Origin of the sequence: Marvinbryantia sp., assembly GCF_047017445.1 — a bacterium.
GTDB lineage: Bacteria > Bacillota > Clostridia > Lachnospirales > Lachnospiraceae > Marvinbryantia.
The window spans coordinates 342493-358651 of record NZ_JBKXTT010000001.1; the positions used below are offsets into that span (position 1 = coordinate 342493).

General features: G+C 53.5%; 14 protein-coding genes and 1 riboswitch. All 14 genes read right to left on the bottom strand.

Translation table 11 applies throughout. From position 1 onward, the window contains the following. Positions 1 to 151: 151 nt before the first annotated feature. Positions 152 to 1117, bottom strand: a complete 966-nt coding sequence (locus ACLU9Q_RS01470) for a succinylglutamate desuccinylase/aspartoacylase family protein (RefSeq protein ID WP_412624577.1) — start codon at positions 1115 to 1117, stop codon at positions 152 to 154. Between the two features lie 149 nt (positions 1118 to 1266). Then, complete coding sequence (locus ACLU9Q_RS01475) at positions 1267 to 2505, bottom strand: hypothetical protein (RefSeq protein ID WP_412624578.1); 1239 nt, start codon at positions 2503 to 2505, stop codon at positions 1267 to 1269. A 49-nt stretch (positions 2506 to 2554) separates the two neighbouring features. Continuing rightward, positions 2555 to 3541: an ABC transporter ATP-binding protein gene (locus tag ACLU9Q_RS01480; RefSeq protein ID WP_412624579.1), complete on the bottom strand. Its 987-nt coding sequence runs from the start codon at positions 3539 to 3541 to the stop codon at positions 2555 to 2557. Continuing rightward, positions 3531 to 4319, bottom strand: coding sequence for an ABC transporter ATP-binding protein (locus ACLU9Q_RS01485; RefSeq protein WP_412624580.1), 789 nt, complete (start codon positions 4317 to 4319; stop codon positions 3531 to 3533). Before ACLU9Q_RS01485 ends, ACLU9Q_RS01480 begins: the two co-directional genes overlap by 11 nt. A gap of 29 nt (positions 4320 to 4348) precedes the next feature. Then, on the bottom strand, positions 4349 to 5893 hold the full coding sequence (locus tag ACLU9Q_RS01490) for an ABC transporter substrate-binding protein (RefSeq protein WP_296907879.1): 1545 nt from the start codon (positions 5891 to 5893) through the stop codon (positions 4349 to 4351). 14 nt (positions 5894 to 5907) lie between these two features. Then, a complete protein-coding gene (gene nikC, locus ACLU9Q_RS01495) occupies positions 5908 to 6735 on the bottom strand; it encodes a nickel transporter permease (protein WP_296836672.1) in 828 nt (275 codons plus the stop codon). 1 nt (position 6736) lies between these two features. Then, positions 6737 to 7675, bottom strand: coding sequence for a nickel ABC transporter permease (gene nikB / locus ACLU9Q_RS01500; protein WP_296836675.1), 939 nt, complete (start codon positions 7673 to 7675; stop codon positions 6737 to 6739). Positions 7676 to 7910: 235 nt separating this feature from the next. Continuing rightward, a riboswitch (cobalamin riboswitch) is annotated at positions 7911 to 8098 on the bottom strand. Between the two features lie 93 nt (positions 8099 to 8191). Beyond that, positions 8192 to 9058 (bottom strand): protease modulator HflC, encoded by an 867-nt coding sequence (hflC, locus tag ACLU9Q_RS01505; protein ID WP_296836678.1) that lies wholly within the window; start codon positions 9056 to 9058, stop codon positions 8192 to 8194. Positions 9059 to 9060: 2 nt separating this feature from the next. Beyond that, positions 9061 to 10116 (bottom strand): FtsH protease activity modulator HflK, encoded by a 1056-nt coding sequence (hflK, locus tag ACLU9Q_RS01510; protein WP_296836685.1) that lies wholly within the window; start codon positions 10114 to 10116, stop codon positions 9061 to 9063. A gap of 261 nt (positions 10117 to 10377) precedes the next feature. Continuing rightward, positions 10378 to 10803: a DUF1284 domain-containing protein gene (locus tag ACLU9Q_RS01515; protein ID WP_296836688.1), complete on the bottom strand. Its 426-nt coding sequence runs from the start codon at positions 10801 to 10803 to the stop codon at positions 10378 to 10380. Continuing rightward, positions 10793 to 11347, bottom strand: a complete 555-nt coding sequence (locus ACLU9Q_RS01520; RefSeq protein WP_296836690.1) for a biotin transporter BioY — start codon at positions 11345 to 11347, stop codon at positions 10793 to 10795. The genes ACLU9Q_RS01515 and ACLU9Q_RS01520 overlap by 11 nt, the downstream gene beginning before the upstream one ends. A 405-nt stretch (positions 11348 to 11752) precedes the next feature. Continuing rightward, positions 11753 to 13540 (bottom strand): beta-glucuronidase, encoded by a 1788-nt coding sequence (gene uidA, locus ACLU9Q_RS01525; protein ID WP_302591248.1) that lies wholly within the window; start codon positions 13538 to 13540, stop codon positions 11753 to 11755. Between the two features lie 14 nt (positions 13541 to 13554). Then, positions 13555 to 15294: a DUF2264 domain-containing protein gene (locus ACLU9Q_RS01530; RefSeq protein ID WP_296836696.1), complete on the bottom strand. Its 1740-nt coding sequence runs from the start codon at positions 15292 to 15294 to the stop codon at positions 13555 to 13557. A 9-nt stretch (positions 15295 to 15303) separates the two neighbouring features. Continuing rightward, a complete protein-coding gene (locus tag ACLU9Q_RS01535) occupies positions 15304 to 16149 on the bottom strand; it encodes a carbohydrate ABC transporter permease (protein WP_296836699.1) in 846 nt (281 codons plus the stop codon). Positions 16150 to 16159: the final 10 nt, after the last annotated feature.

The window sequence follows — 16159 nt, forward strand, 5'->3', positions numbered from 1 at the left end:
AGCATGATATCTCCCTGCCTGCTTCGATTCTATTAACATTTACATATCATGTCTGAAGGAAAACTACAAGAAAAATCCCCGTATTTTATTTTTTGCGCACAATTTCCCGATTTTTGTGCACAAAAAAACAGGCGGACAAAGCCGCCCATAGTCAGATCACTCCATAAGCCACCATCGGACTTCCTTTCGGCAGATTGAGACTGACCGTCTGGTATAAAATCACGCAGCGCTCCGCCGCACGGCAGATATGGATGACATTTCCAAAATAATCGCGGATCTCACCGAGAACCGCGCTCTTCTCACAGATATCGCCTGCAGAAAAGAACGGGTACCAGCATCCGCCGCAGGGTGCATCTATGTAACGAACGTCTGTCAGAAGCGTCTGCTTCCCGGCTTCACGCAGAGCCTCTTCCGCCCGCGTACCGTCTGACATTCCCGCTCCGCCGTATAGATGATGCAGTACGTTTCTCACATCCGCTTTGTCTGCCTCCACCTCCGCACGGCTCCACAGCCCTCTGCCGCCGCGCTCCAGAAGAATCGAGGGAATCCCGGCTGCGCTGGCATAATTATAAGCACCTCCGGTCGTGACCTGCGATTCCACAACATACTCTGTATCCACACATGCCGCCATCGCCTGCGCCGCCGCGCGCACCTGTTCCTTTACCGGTCCCACATAATACACATACGGATGCAGTTCTTCAAAATAATCTCCGCTGTGCAGGTCGATATAATAATCCGCTGCCGGAAATAAAACATCCGTCACGGTCCGGCAGATTTTCTCTGCCGTTGTACCTTCCCTGTTTCCCGGAAATTCCCGGTTTAAATTCTTTCCATCCTCCCAGACCATGCTCGTGCCGCGCTGCCCATAGCCGCTCACATTCACGATCGGAACAAGGATTACCGTCCCGCCAATATCCTCCGGCCGCAGCTCCTCCGCCAGCTCCATCACCGCCTGCACGCCCACATGCTCCCCGCTGTGGACGCCCGCCGTGATCAGCGTCGTTTTTCCGTCGCCTCCACAAATCATTGTCACCGGCAGACGATACGGCGTGCCGTCCACCGGGATCCAGCCCGCCTTCTTCTCGCCCGGGCAGGCTTCCAGATTTCCTATTCTCATATGCATTCCTCCATGTTAAAACAGGCGGCCGCATCCACCCGGACACAGCCGCCCATACATTTTCCGCTCGCGCCAGCAACTCTCAGCTGACCTTCGCGCTTAACCAACATGTTACTGTTCACTCTGTTCGCAGTAACCTTCCTTCACTTTCAGCTTTCCAGAATCCTCGCCTTCACATCCTCCACGGTGTACGCCTCTGTCAGCTCCTTAAGCGCTTCCGGCGACGCATCGTCACTGAACACCCTGATCACCTGCATCAGATCCTCGCAGCTATAGGCGTTCTCATAAATGCCGGTGGTGTAGCCGTAAAGCTCGATGTATTCCTCGCGGCTCTGTGCCTTCCAGAAGCCCTGATACAGGCGGATCGTTTTGCCGTCCTGCGAGTTCGACTCCGGGTACCCGGAAACAGCATTGTACATCATTGCAAAAGCAGGTCCCGCCATGGAAGCATACTTGCCCTCCACGTAATCGATCGGCGCATTTCCAAAAGCATCCTTCTCCTTTATCGCCTCAAAATTCGCCTCGGTGAAGCTGTCGATCGCACCCACCATAATATTCCTTTCCTGCGCCGCTTCCTTTTCTGCAATCTTATCGAGATATGTAGACGCGTGGAAAGCGCTCAGCAGCGCATCGCAGTCCCCGGCCGCAAATGCCGCCTCCAGATTTTGAAGACCGGCGCCGTTTTCCGTATAGTCCGGCACCAGCGTAACCGAAACGCTGCCGTCCGCGCTCATCAGCGTGGTATTTTCCGCCGACGCCGCAAGCTCTGCCGCCTCGCCGTCCAGCACAAGCCCCGCCTGTTCGGAAAATGTCTCCAGCATTGCCTCCACACGGGATGCGTGAGTGGCATTTCCCCTGGACGCGCCGCCCGTCATGATCACGTAAGACTTCGCGCCCTTCTCCAGAAAATACTCCGCCATATTAATACCCGTCTGGTACACCTCCTCCGGGTTCGGTCCTACCGAACCGAGAAACCACGGATCATCCTTCACCGCGTCAAATGCCTCATCCGTAACAATACTTGATCCGAGTACATAATACAGCTCATTTTCCGCGCACACCGCCAGTGTGCTCTCCAGATCATAACCGCAGAAGGAAATGATCCCCTCTGCTCCCTGCTCCTTTGCCGCTTCGATAAACTGATTTTCCTCCTCCGCTGTCGCAACCGCTCCTGAGAAGAAAAACTGCACAGGGAAACCCTCCTGGATATAATCACGGTAATAATTACTGAACATACCCATTTCCGCGCTGTCCGGGTCATATACGACCACGCCGATTTTCATCGTCTCTGTGCCATCCTCCTGCGCTTCCTCCGCCTGCGCGCCCGCGCAGAACAGAAGCATAAAGCAGAGCATGATCCCAAATACCGCAAACCTTCTTTTTCTCATATCGTCTGCCCTTCTATCTATAATATGATGTCGGGGGCAAAAGTCCCCATTATTTCTCATCCGCGTGCGCCTGCTGCTGTGCCACATAATGGCACGCCGCCTCATGCCCCGGCGCAATTTCCTGCAGCACCGGCTTCTGCGACCGGCATTTTTCCATGCAGTGTTCGCAGCGGTCTGCAAAAGGACAGCCCTTCGGAATGTCCAGCGGGCTTGGCGCCTCGCTCTCAATACTCTCAATCTTTTTATTCGGGTCCATGTGGATGGAAAACTGCGCGCCCAGCAGCGCCTGCGTGTACGGATGCACCGTCTTCGTCGCTACATCCTCGCCCGGAATCACCTCCACAATATGTCCCAGGTACATCACGGCAATCTGATGCGCAAACGACTGAATCAGCGCCAGGTCATGACAGATAAAAATCATGCTGACATTTTTTTCTTTCTGCAGACGCACCAGCAGCTCAATAATCGTTTTCTGGATGGAAACGTCCAGCGCCGACGTCGCCTCGTCGCACACCAGAATCTCCGGCTCCAGCGACAGTGCGCGTGCAATGCTGACTCTCTGCCGCTGTCCGCCGCTCATATTGTGCGGATAGCGGTGCATAAAGTCCGCCGGCAGCTCCACCATTTCCAGAAGTTCGCGCGCCTTTTCCTCCTTCTGGCTCCGCTTCAGCTTTCCGAAATTCATCAGCGGCTCCGTCAGAATATCAATAATCTTCATCTTGGGATTAAAGGACGCCAGCGGGTCCTGGAATACCATCTGGATATTCTGCCGGTTTTCCCAGCGCTCCTTCTTCGTCATCGCTGCCATGTCCCGGTCATGATAGAGGATCTTTCCCTGCGTCGGGTCATCCAGCGACAGCACCATCCGCACGAAGGTGGACTTTCCGCAGCCGCTCTCTCCCACGATGCCGAGCGTTTTTCCCTTATACACTGTTAAATTCACATCATTGCACGCCGTCAGTGTCCGGCCGTGGGAGGCGGGAAACTGTTTTACAATGTGCTCTGCTTTCATCACAACATCTGCTTCATGAAACAAACCGTTCTCCCTCCATTTCCGGTACTGCCGCCAGCAGCCTCTTCGTATAATCATTTGTCGGGTGATTCATCACCTCATCGCGCGTGCCCGCGTCCACCACCTTGCCGTACTGCATAACGATCAGCTTATCCGCCATATATGCCGCCACACCCAGGTTGTGGGTAACAATGATAATGCCCGTCTGCGATTTCTCCCGCAGCTCCATCATCTGCCGCACGATCTGTGCCTGCGTCGTCACGTCCAGCGCGCTGGTCGGCTCATCCGCCAGCAGCAGCTCCGGATCAAAGGTCATTGCCATAGCGATGCCGACGCGCTGCCGCATACCGCCCGAAAGCTGGTGCGGATAACTGTTCATAATGTTTTCCGCCTCCGGCAGGCGCATTTTCTCCAGCATGGAGGTTCCAAGCTTCCACGCCTCTTTTTTCGACTGATCGCTGTGCGCACAGATATATTCCACATACTGACTGCCAATTTTGCGGATGGGATTCAATGTCCCACCGCAGTCCTGGAAGATCATGGACATCTTTGTGCCGCGCAGCTTCCGCCATTCCTCTCTCGAATACTTCAGAAGGGATTCCCCGTGAAACGTAATATCGCCCTGCGTCACCCGGCCGCCCCCGGCAAGTGCGCCGAGGACCGCACGGATAACCGTCGTTTTTCCGCTTCCGCTCTCTCCCACCACGCTGATGATCTCCCCTTTCTTCATGGAAAGGTTGAAATGCTCGATGGTGGGCGGCTGTTTCCCATACTGAACTGCCAAATCCTTAATTTCCAGCATAGTTTCCGCTCCTTTGATGCGCGCCGCGTTTATTCCGCCATTTTCATATCCGCCGTTACCCAGTAGTAATCCATCGGATACATAACCAGTCCTTCCACAGAAGATTTGGAAATCAGGAAGGTATTCTCATATCCGAAGAATACGGTTGCCGCGTCGTCCATAATCGCCTGCTGTATCTTCACGATCAGTTCCCTTCTGGCATCGGCATCCATTGTCGCCGCCAGCTCATCCAGCCATGCGTCAACGTCCGCGTTCGCATAGCCCGCCGTATTGTTTGCAGAGCTGCTGTACCAGTTCTCACGCAGATAGTTCTCCGGGTCACCGGTATTTGCAACCAGCACGTTCCAGATCAGAAGATCATACTGTCCGGAATCGCGGCGGTCAAGCATCGTTTCATAAGATACACAATCAAGCTTGATATTGATACCGATTTCCTTCAGGCTCGCCTGTGCCGCCTGCGCGTAAACGCCCAGCTCCGCACGGCTGTCATAGTATACGAAGGTCAGCTCCAGCGGCTCGCCCTCCGGCGTCTCCACATAGCCGTCCCCATTGCTGTCCACGTAACCGGCGTCCGCCAGAAGCTGCTTTGCGCCCTCCGGGTCATAAGCATTGGCGTCGTTCAGTTCGTCATAACCGTAATCCAGTGTCGGCGGAACCGGAGCCTTTGCCGGGGTAGCGCCACCCTCCAGAAGTACGCTTGTGTAGGTTTCCTTGTCAAGACCGCGCAGCAGCGCCTGACGGAGTGCCAGATCGCCCAGTGCACCGTTCTGGTTCATAAATGCATAGGTGGAGCGCAGGGATTCCAAAGACTGGATGGTGTAGGCATCGTTGCCGTCAAATTCGAATACGTTTTCTGTCTTCAGATTATATGCCACGTCGATCTCGCCGGACTGAAGCGCCATCGAACGGGTCGTCTGGTCGCCGATGATGCGCAGCGTCACGCTGTCGTTCGGAACCTCGCCTTCCCAGTAATACTCGTTGCGCACCACAACCGTATCACCCGCCGGGTCGAAGGACTGGAAAGCATAAGGACCAGTGCAGACAGGACCGGACATGGCAATATTGGAATTGTCAATGCTGGTGTCCATGATCAGGAACAGCGGGTCCGCAAGGCAGCCTGCCATGTTTGCGTTTGCTCTGTTCAGATTGAAAATCAGGTTCTGTCCATCCACCTCAACGCTTGCCACATCGAAGAATTCCGGCACACGGTTGGACATTTCAAAGGTCCTCTCCAGGGAAGCCTTCACCAGCTCCGGCGTCATATCGTTGCCGTTGGAGAATTTTACGCCTTCACGGATGGTGAAGGTCCATGTTTTTCCGTCCTCGCTGTTGCTCCACTCTGTCGCCAGACACGGAACCATGTTGCCCTCCGCATCAAATTTTGTCAGACCCTGTCCGACGCCGTAACGGGAAATTACCCAGCTGAAGTACTGCTCCGTCGGCTCCAGCGTATCTGCAAAGCTGGTCACGCCGATCGTCATGGTTCCCGCCGCGGAAGCCGCCGTCCCTGCCGCCATTACGGCTGCGGCAACTGCCACTGCCGCCGCTAATTTTTTCATCTTTCTTACCTTCATTTGTTCTTCCTCCTCTAATTTTCCTGTCTCGGGTCCAGAATGTCACGGATGCTGTCGCCGAGCATATTAAATACAACTACTACAATTACAATAGCGATACCGGGCGCGATCATCAGCCACGGAGCTTTCGCCATATAGGTTCTTCCTTCGTTCAGCATCAGTCCCCATTCCGGCGTGGGCGCCACCGCGCCAAAACCGAGGAAGGAGAGCGATGCCAGCTCCAGCATCATCGTTCCCATATCCGCCGCCGCTGTCACCGTCATGGTCGTCAGCATGTTGGGAAGGATGTGCCTCCACAAAATTTTTGCCGTACTGGTACCGTTTACCACAGCAGCCTCCACGTACAGATTCCGTTTCAGCTTTAAAACCATACTGCGCGCCAGACGGGCATATTTGGGCCAGCTCACCGCCGTAATGGCGATAACGCCGTTTCGGAGGCTCGCACCCAGCATTCCGGCAATCGCGATTGCGAGGATCATTCCCGGAAAGGAAATCATCATATCGGCAACGCGCATGATGATCTGGTCGATCCAGCCGCCGAAATAGCCCGCGATAATACCCAGCACCGTTCCCGTAACAAAAATCGTCGCCACCAGAATCAGCGTGTATACCAGAGAGGTTCTGGTGCCGTAGATTACCCTGGAGAGCAGATCTCTTCCCAGCTTATCGGCGCCCAGCGGATATTCCTTGCAGGGAGCCTTCAGAGAATCCGTCATAACAGCTTCCAGCGGGTCCTTCGGCGCGATCCAGGGAGCGAAAATCGCCACGCCCGCGATTGCCAGCGCCAGAATAAAGAAAATGGTAAACTGTTTATGCTCCAGAAAAAAGTTCTTCTTTTTCATGTCAGTTGACCTCCTTGATTCTTGGGTCGAGCCAGGTATAGGACAGATCAACCAAAATGTTAATCACCATATACAGTATTGCAATTACCAGCACGTACCCCTGTACCATCGGATAATCGCGGCAGGAAATCGCTTTGATCGCCATGCTTCCCATACCCGGCCAGTTGTAGATAATCTCCACGACCGCCGTACCTCCAAGCAGAGACCCCAGCGAAAGCCCCAGCAGGGTAACGATGGGCAGCATTGCATTTGGCAGCACATGCTTCCAGAGAATTACACTTTCTTTCATTCCTCTCATTCTTGCGCCTGTCACATAGTCCTGCCGCAGCTCCTCCAGAACTGCGTTGCGCACCTGCCGGGTATACTTGGAGGACATGGACATCGCCAGCGTGACCGCCGGCAGGATCATCGCCTTAAAGTCTGTCGTGCCGCCCGCCACATTCACCCAGCGGAGCTGCACGCCGAAAATGCTCAGAAGCACAAGCCCGATCCAGAAGCTCGGGATGGATACGCCCATAAAGGTGATGCCGCGTATCAGATAGTCCGGCCATTTGTTCTGATAGACTGCCGACAGGATCCCGCAGGGAATCGAAAATACAATCATCAGAAGAAGCGCAAACAACGACAGCTTCATTGTCGGCCAGAAGCACTTCATCAGCTTCTCCGCCACCGGGATCTTAAAGGCATAGGAGGTTCCCATATCGCCTGTCAGGACACCCTTCAGCCAGTTTCCGTACTGCACCAGAAACGGCTGGTCAAGTCCCAGCTCATGCCTGGTCTGCTCCAGAAGCTCCGGTGTCGGCAGATTTCCGCATTCTGTCAGCATGATCTCCGCCGGGTCGCCAGGGGAAAGATAGGTGAGCGCAAAGGTGAAAAAACTGACGCCGATCAGAACTACCAGAATCTGCAGAAGCCTTTTTCCAATTTGTTTCTTTGACATTTTTTCTCCTTCCTACATCTTCCGGTTTAAAACAAAACAGCCGCAGGATCGTTCTTTCTCCCTGCGGCATCGTAACATGTAACTATGTAGCTTTCTGTATGCAAACGGAACGCGCCCTGCGCCTCCCGCCCATTTTTCATGAAAAATCACAAAAATAAGAAGCCCGTATCACAGACTGATACGGGCACAATTTCACATACAAAATACTTGCTGCTTCTTATCGACCGTAAGAATCAAACGAAAAACAATCGCAAGCAGTTCTCCTGACTTAAGTTCATCGCCCAAAAGCGCCTTCCCAGATCTTCTTTATCAAAATCCAGTGACATAAATGCTCTCAGACTCGCTATCACAGTGACGGGATCGTACCGGACTTTCACCGGTTTCTCTATTAATCCTTGCGGAACTTGCAACGGCTGGCTTCAAACCAGCAAATGTTATTTAATTTTACGTCATACATTATAGACCAATATCTTTCACTTGTCCAGAAAAATGCAAAAGATTTTCATGTTTTTTCATTTATTCTCCGGTAAACGCCTGCGCGATCGGTGAATCCTCCGGCAGCACAATCGTTTTGTTTTCCCCGGTCATGGAGGCTTTCAGTGCATCGAGACTTCTCACATAGGAATAGAAATCGGTCTTGTCCTCATCCGAGTAGGCGTCCGCCAGAATCCTCATGTACTCCGCCTCGCCCTCCGCGACCAGGATCTCGCCCTGCCGCTTCGCATCGGAAATCTGGATTGCAACCTCCTTGTCCGTCGTGTTGCGGATGACCTTCGCCTCGGAATTTCCCTCCGCCGTGTAGGTCGCCGCAATGTTGTTGCGCTCGGAGATCATACGCTCGTACACCGACGACTTGTTGTCGTCCGGCAGGTCAAGCTGCTTCATATCGAACTCCAGCAGCTCAATGCCGTACTGCGCCAGATTATCGCCGACGCTCGCCATCACCGCCTCGGAGAGCCTGCCGCCGCGCCCGCTGATGACTTCGTCCTGGGACAGGCTGCCGATGGTGTTTTTCGTTGCATTGTACACCGCCGTGTTGATACGGTTCTCGGCGTTCGTCATAGAAGAATTCAGCGACTGTGCAAATTTCAGAGGATCGCTGATGCGCCAGAGCACGTAGCTGTCGCTGATCATTGTTTTCTTTTCCTTCGTGATAACGTCCGACGGCGTCAGATCGTAAAGAAGGATTTTTTTCGGCAGCGTCGACGCCTCCTGCACAAACGGCACCTTAAAGCTGATGCCCTCCTCATCCACTACGCTTACAACCTTTCCAAACTGACGGATCAGCTTGTATTCATCTTTTTCTGTCACCACGATGGATGAACCGAGCAGAACGACTGCCAGCACCGCGCCCGCCGCTGCAATAATGCCAATTTTCTTCATAATTATCTTCCTCCTTCCTCTGAAGCTTCTGTCTGCGCCTGTGCACTGCCTGTCTGTTCATCCGCCGTCTCCTCCGTGAAGGAATCCAGCGGCAGGATCTTCTGCACGCCGCTTCCGCTGTCGATCACGACCTTCATGCCCGGCAGCACCTCTTCCATCGTCTCATAGAACATACGCTGTTTTGTAACCACCGGATTCTTGCGGTATTCCTCGTACATGGCGTTAAATCTCGCCACCTGCGCTTCCGCCTCATTGATGCGTGTCTGCTTCTGTGCCTCCGCTTCTTTGATGATCTGGTCCGCCTGCGCCTCCGCCTCCGGAAGCTGCTCATTGCGGTACTTATTCGCATTGTTGAGCGCCGTTTCTTTGCCCTGCTTCGCGTTCTCCACTGCCTTAAATGCCTGGATGACCTCCGCTGTCGGCGGCTCGGAATCCTGCATGGAAATGTTCACGAGCTGAATGCCGATGTCCTGCTCCTCCAGCTTCTGCGTGATCAGATCCTTGATCTTCGCCTGGATCTCACTCTTTCCCGTTGTCAGCACGTCGTCCACCTGGTAGCTGCCGACCACGGTACGGATCGCACTCTGGGCAATGTTTTTCAGGATAACCTCCGGCTCGCCCGCCGCGTACAGATACTGCACCGGCTCCGTAATGCGATACTCCACGAAAAAGTCCACGTTGATAAAGTTGTAGTCCGAGGTAATCATCAGACTCTCTTCCTCGACGTTGTTGTTCGACGCCATATCATAGCCGATCGGGAAGCCCTGTATCGTCGTATTTACCTTGTGCACTGACTGGATCAGCGGAATCTTAAAATGCAGCCCGGTCTCCGGCACTGCCTTCGGCTTGCCCATCGTCACCAGGACCGCCTGCTCCTCCTCACCGATCTGATAAAAGGAATCGCCTGCGAAAACCGCCACCAGTATCACGGCAGCCGCTGCTGCAATGCCAACCTTCGCCGCTCCTTTCGCCTTTTTGTTCTTCTTTCTTTTCTTTTCGTTTCTTGCCAGCTCCTCCGGATCAATTACCCGGTCGCCGTCGTTTCTGAATTCTGTCATACCTTTTCCTCCTGTGTGTGCATTTGTCTGATGTTTCAAAGAGAAGGGAGCTTTCCGCGCTCATCCCGGCAAAGCGCCTTGTTTCACAGAAACGCAAAAGTAATTTTCTGTGTAAAAAAAGACTTTCATTTCAGTGTATACCCTGAAACAAAAGTCTCGCTATTTGCTCACATGAGGCGGATAATAATATCGTTCTGACGCCGCATGTACCATCTGATTCGACTGTACGATGTAAGCTACTCCCTTTCCTTTGATAATTTTTTAACACATTTTTGTACTTTTGTCAATACATTTTTTCCATTTCTTATAGGAACATAATCCCTTCGCATACCACTGGCAGTTTTTGCAGGAACCGGTAAAGATTTCCTCTGTGAGCTTCTGTGCTGCAAGCTCCTTTAGCCCGCGGTATGTGTAGCTTTCGCCCGGTCGGATGCCAAGCGCTTCCGCCAGTGCAGCGTCTTTCTTCTCCACCTGCATTCCGCTCGTTTGGCAGGTGTTTTCCGCCGTCAGATTCGGGCAGCCCGCGCAGATAACATCCGGCGCACAGACCGCCTCCAGCGGCTCGTCCGCCTGCGTCTCCAGCATACTGATCATTTTTTCCATGTTTTCACAGAAGCCGTCGCTGTAGCCGTACCCCGCAAACAGCGGAATACACAGCAGATGGTGGATGCGCAGCTTACATCTCATAGGCAAGGTTCGCTGCGGACAATCCTCTGCGCACAGCCAGCGCCACGAAATATGCCAGCACGACAGACACAACATCCTTTACCAGATACGGCACGGAAACCGCCATCGCCGCCGGTACAAATTCCATGTCCATCACCGCCATAAACTGGAAAATTCCAAGCAGATGACAGATCGCAAGCCCCGCCGCGCTCAGTACAATGAGCAGCCCTTTATTTTTCTGCTTCAGACCAAGCCCGCACAGGAGCACCATGAAAAGAAATCCCCAGATAAATCCGCCGGTCATTCCCACCAGCTTATCAAAGCCGCCGCTGAAATTTGCAAATACCGGAACGCCCACCGCGCCGAGCAGTATGTAGACAGCCGTTGCCGCTACCCCCATTTTCCATCCAAGCACATATGCCGTGAGCGCCACCGCAAACGTCTGCAGCGTCACCGGCACACCGGACGGCATCGGGATCGCCATCTGTGAAAGCACCGCCAGCACGGCCACAAACATGCCGGTAAATACCACTGTTCTTGTTGAAATACTTTTCTTGTTTTCCATAATCCTTTTCTCTCCTCGTCGAATTGTAAACCTTTATTTTATTTTTCGTTTACATTTCGATTGTACACGTGGCGGGTAAGATTGTCAACTACATTTTTTGTACAGTTTACATTTCATTATTGGTATTCACAGCTTTTTCCTTTCCACCGTTTTCCACTTTCTTTGTTTTTCTTTAAGACTTTTTTTCGAAATCAAACAATTTTTGGACACAAACCTGCTCTATACTATAATCATTAAATGAAGTCGCCGAGATGTACGGCGCGTCTGCATTGAACCGGCTTCGACAAAAAACAATCTTCCTTTTCCATACACCATATATGGGGCGGAAGTTTACATACATTATATCCTCTAAGTGTTTACGGCACCCGCAGCTTCTTTTGCAGGTGCCGTAAATATTTTCCTATTCTATTTCGTATATTCAAAATCCGGTATTTTATGCCACCGCTCCTTAAAGTAGTGTGCTGCCAGCTTCGGGCGGCGCTGGCGGGTAAACATGCCCTTTTTGTTTCCGTCCACGCGCAGCGTTCCCTGAATAGTCGCAAAATCCGCAAAGTTCCAGGTCTGCTCACCGACCACGAAGGGGCATTCATCAAGCACGCGGTTGATTGTTTTATAGTACTCCACCTGGTATTCCTCGCTGAACATGTTCGGCGTCGCCATGTGGATGCCCGCCACCGTGTCCGCGCCGTACTCCGTGATCATCCAGGGCTTGCCAAGCTTCGCCCAGTATTTCATCTCCTCGCGCATCGCGTTTTCCGCAGCCTCCAGATCGCCGCCGAACACATACCATCCATAATAGCGGTTTGCAAGAATGATATCCATCTCCGGCGCCGTGATGTCCCGCGTGTAATCGTTCTGGCAAATAACCAGAGACACCGGTCGGTTCTGCGGATCGCAGGCGTGAGCAAGGTCGTAAAGCGGCTTAAAGTAATCGTGCGCCTCCTGCGGCTGCTTTTCCGTATCCGGCTCATTGGCGATCGACCAGATCGCCACGCAGGGATGGTTCTTATCGCGCGCGATCAGGTCGCGGATCACCTGCTCATGGTGCTCCTTCGTGCGGAATTTCGCATATCCCTTATCGTTCCAGCCAAAGTTCAGCCCGACAGCCGGCGTCTCGTCGATCACCACGATTCCAAGGCGGTCGCAGAGGTTCATCATTTCCTCCGCATACGGATAGTGGGAGGTACGGAATGAATTCGCGCCCAGCCATTTCATCAGCGAGAGATCCTTCACGTTCATCGCCTGATCCAGGCCGCGCCCGTGTACCTCGCTGTCCTCATGCTTTCCAAAGCCCTTAAAATAAAACGGTTTGCCGTTGATAAGAAACTTGGTTCCTTTAATTTCCACGGTGCGGACGCCAAACTCCTCCTCGTAGAGATCCTCCCCGAAAGAAACGCGCGCCGTGTACAGATAAGCATTTCCGGGATTCCAGAGATGTGCGTCCGGGATGGAGAGAACGCCCTTCGCCCCGACCGCCTTTGCCACGGACTTTCCGTCCTCATCAAATACCTCGATCTGCACCTCTCCCTCGCCCACACAGCTCACGGAATAAGAGACAAGCGCCTCCGTCCCCGTAAGCTCCGGCACCAGCACGATATCCTCGATATAGGAAAACGGCGTCGTGTAGATTTTCACCGGGCGATGAATGCCCGCATAATTGAAAAAGTCAAAATTCGGGGCATTGTGCGGCTTCTGGCGCGTCATATTCACGCTCGGGATATCCGGAAGGTCCGCCCCGAAAAAGGCTGCGCCCACCTCGTTTCCGATCGGAAGCGTGGAATAATCCACCCGGTTGTCCACCGCCACGCAGAGCAGATTTTTACCCGGATGCACGCATGTCTGGATCTCCGCCTCAAACGGAAGGAAGCCTCCCCGGTGCTCGCAGAGCAGCTCGCCGTTTAAATACACCTTTGCCTGGTGGGTGACAGCTCCGAACCGCAGCACGATCCGCTGTCCTTTTAATATCGCCGGAATCACCAGCTCCGTCTGATAAAACGCCCATCCATAGTGATCGCGGAACGCCGCTCCCTCCACCTGGTCGTTGTAGGACGCCGGAACCGCCAGCTTCACCGGATCCTCCAGCGGCTTCTTCATCCACTCCTTTTCAAAGCCCGTGCCGTCGTCCAGCTTAAAATCCCAGATTCCCGACAGGTCGATCAGCGCTCTCGCATCATTCAATTTCGGATATAACATAGTTTTCTTCCTCCTTACCAATATGGTTTCCAGTCCTTCACAAGCCTTGTCAGCGCTTCCTCCTTCACCTCCGCCGTAATTTCCGTGCAGAGCGTCTGCACGCCCTTTTGAATCTTATATTTTATTGACGGAATCCTCGTTTTGGAATACAGTACATTGGTGTTCGGATCGGCGGTGATAAGAACGCCCTCGCCCTCCGCGGACGACACCGCGCACTTCATCCGCTTATTTTCCGCCAGGCAGAAGCCCTTTTCTTCCCTTGATGCAAATGCCTCCGAAAGCTTCGCTCCCACCGAAAAACCGCAGTCATACGCCTCGCACTTCACGGTACTCTCTATTTTATGTATCCGTTTATGCCCGTTTTCCGTCGGAATGATCGTCGTTTCCACCTCAATTCCCGGATACGGACTCCACCGCGACCACACGGAGTCCTCCCGCACGGCGCGCTCCTCGCAGATGCGACGCACATACACATAGCCGTCTATAAAAAATGCCAGCATACTGTCCGGGCAGTTTTCATAGAGCTCATAGCAGGACTTCGCCACGGAAAAGCCGAATTTCGTATCGTAGGCGAATTTCCCGTACTTTGCCACGATCTGCCCGTGCCCGTTCGGACTGTATACGCCCGGCACATATGCCGTCACATGATGCCGATAGCGCCGCACCAGCATGTCCGCCTCCGGCATACTGCAGATATCCGGCACTTTCGGAAATTCCGCCGCCTCCGCCGTCCAGAACGGGTGCTTATCCGGCAGCGCCAGCACGGTAAACGCCATCATGCTCCAGTAAACGGAGCCGGGACCGTTGTACTTTTCCGCCATCACCAGGTTCGGGTACGCATAGCCGATCGTCAGGATCCCCTCCCGGTCGAAAACCGGCTGCTGCATCCAGTATTTTATGTGCCGCACGATCAGTCCCTTCATCACCGGTACCGGAAACGGCGCCACATCCGCCAGAAGGCATGCCTCAAAAAAAGCCGCCTGCGCAAACCGGTAAATGAGCGACCGCCCAAACGGCAGCGCCTCCCCGTCCCCGTCGAACCAGTAAATAAATTCCTTCGCAAACAGCAATGCGCGCTCGCGGAACCTTCCGCAGCGCTCCTTATCCTCGTCCTCCATAAACATCGCATAAATGAGGCTGTAAAACTGAATGGCAACGGAAACATAGTAATCCTTCTGGTTGGAATCCCCGTCCCGGTACCAGCCGCTGCCGAGATAAAAGCTCTCCGTCAAATCCAGCGCCTCAAAAAGCCGCTCCCGGTCGTAAGGCATCCCGTTTTCCTTCAGCGCAAGGTTCACAAGTACCCGGAACAGCAGCCAGTTGCAGCAGGGAATCTGATGTTCATTGATCGTGTACAGATAGGCGGCGAGCCGCCGCTTTTCCTCACTGTCAAGCGGCTCCCAGAGAACATCCCCTGCGAGCAGCATTCCAAAGGCGATCGCGCCCATCTCGATAAACCGCTGGTCGTATTCCCCCGGAGCGCCCCAGAATTCGGGATTTTCCGGGTCGGTTCCCGCCGCAAGCCCCCTGCGGCAGACAGCCTCAAACCACGGCTCCTTTCCGCCGCCCGCCCAGAAGGGCACCAGTCCCCAGAGCGGCCGGGAAAAGCCCTCCATCAGAATTGCTTTTTCATCATAATTGGTAGAGGTCACTCCCAGGGAAACGCCCGCTCCCTCCGCTGTGTAATGGGGCTTCAGCGGATTTAAGAGCGAAAGCATCAGCGCCTGGAAATCCTTTTTTGATTCTAGTCTCATAGTTTTATTTTAGCCCTTCACGCCGGTTGCAGCAATCCCTTCCACAAAATATTTCTGCAGACACAGGAACACGATCAGCACCGGGATCAATGTAATGATGGACCCAGCCATGATCAGTCCGTACTCGGCGGAATACTGGCCGATGAACATGCGCAGTCCGAGCTGGATCGTCTTTTTCGACTCTGTTTTCAAATAGATAAGCGGTCCAAGGTAATCGTTCCACGTATTGACGAAGGTGAAGATCGTCAGCGTGGCGAGCGCCGGTTTGGACAGCGGCAGCATAATGCTGCTGTAGATCCGGTATTCGCTCATGCCGTCGATGCGCGCCGCCTCGCAGAGCGAATCCGGGATGCCCGCGTAGAACTGCTTCATCATAAACACGCCGAACGCCGAGAACGCCTGCAGGCAGAGCATCGCCAGGAGCGTATCGTTCAGTCCCATTCTTCGCATCATGATAAACTGCGGCACCATGTATACCTGCCACGGCATCGCAATGGTGGCGATGTAGGCGAGGAACAGCCCGTTCTTAAACCTAAACTCCAGCTTGGAAAAGGCGTAAGCGGCAAAGCTGCTGGTCAGAAGCTGGAAAAAGGTTACCGCGATCGTCAGGATCACCGTGTTGCCGATAAATTTCAGCAGCGGGATCTTTGTCCAGATATTTACGTAGTTTTCCCACTTCGGCACCTCCGGGATCCAGCGGAAGGGCGTCATCTGAAAGACCTCAGTGTTTGATTTAATGGAAGCCGACAGCATCCACAAAAACGGTACCACCATCAGCGCGGTAATGATAATCAATAAAGTATACAGGCAGATCCTTCCGATCAGCCGTTTTTTTGACGCGGATTTTGTTTTCATGCGTTTCTCC

Excerpts from the sequence above, each read along its gene's own strand:
- ACLU9Q_RS01470 (WP_412624577.1), bottom strand. The coding sequence starts at position 1,117 with ATGAGAATAGGAAATCTGGAAGCCTGCCCGGGCGAGAAGAAGGCGGGC.
- ACLU9Q_RS01475 (WP_412624578.1), bottom strand. The coding sequence starts at position 2,505 with ATGAGAAAAAGAAGGTTTGCGGTATTTGGGATCATGCTCTGCTTTATG.
- ACLU9Q_RS01485 (WP_412624580.1), bottom strand. The coding sequence starts at position 4,319 with ATGCTGGAAATTAAGGATTTGGCAGTTCAGTATGGGAAACAGCCGCCC.
- ACLU9Q_RS01490 (WP_296907879.1), bottom strand. The coding sequence starts at position 5,893 with ATGAAGGTAAGAAAGATGAAAAAATTAGCGGCGGCAGTGGCAGTTGCC.
- nikC (WP_296836672.1), bottom strand. The coding sequence starts at position 6,735 with ATGAAAAAGAAGAACTTTTTTCTGGAGCATAAACAGTTTACCATTTTC.
- nikB (WP_296836675.1), bottom strand. The coding sequence starts at position 7,675 with ATGTCAAAGAAACAAATTGGAAAAAGGCTTCTGCAGATTCTGGTAGTT.
- hflC (WP_296836678.1), bottom strand. The coding sequence starts at position 9,058 with ATGAAGAAAATTGGCATTATTGCAGCGGCGGGCGCGGTGCTGGCAGTC.
- hflK (WP_296836685.1), bottom strand. The coding sequence starts at position 10,116 with ATGACAGAATTCAGAAACGACGGCGACCGGGTAATTGATCCGGAGGAG.
- ACLU9Q_RS01515 (WP_296836688.1), bottom strand. The coding sequence starts at position 10,803 with ATGAGATGTAAGCTGCGCATCCACCATCTGCTGTGTATTCCGCTGTTT.
- ACLU9Q_RS01520 (WP_296836690.1), bottom strand. The coding sequence starts at position 11,347 with ATGGAAAACAAGAAAAGTATTTCAACAAGAACAGTGGTATTTACCGGC.
- uidA (WP_302591248.1), bottom strand. The coding sequence starts at position 13,540 with ATGTTATATCCGAAATTGAATGATGCGAGAGCGCTGATCGACCTGTCG.
- ACLU9Q_RS01530 (WP_296836696.1), bottom strand. The coding sequence starts at position 15,294 with ATGAGACTAGAATCAAAAAAGGATTTCCAGGCGCTGATGCTTTCGCTC.
- ACLU9Q_RS01535 (WP_296836699.1), bottom strand. The coding sequence starts at position 16,149 with ATGAAAACAAAATCCGCGTCAAAAAAACGGCTGATCGGAAGGATCTGC.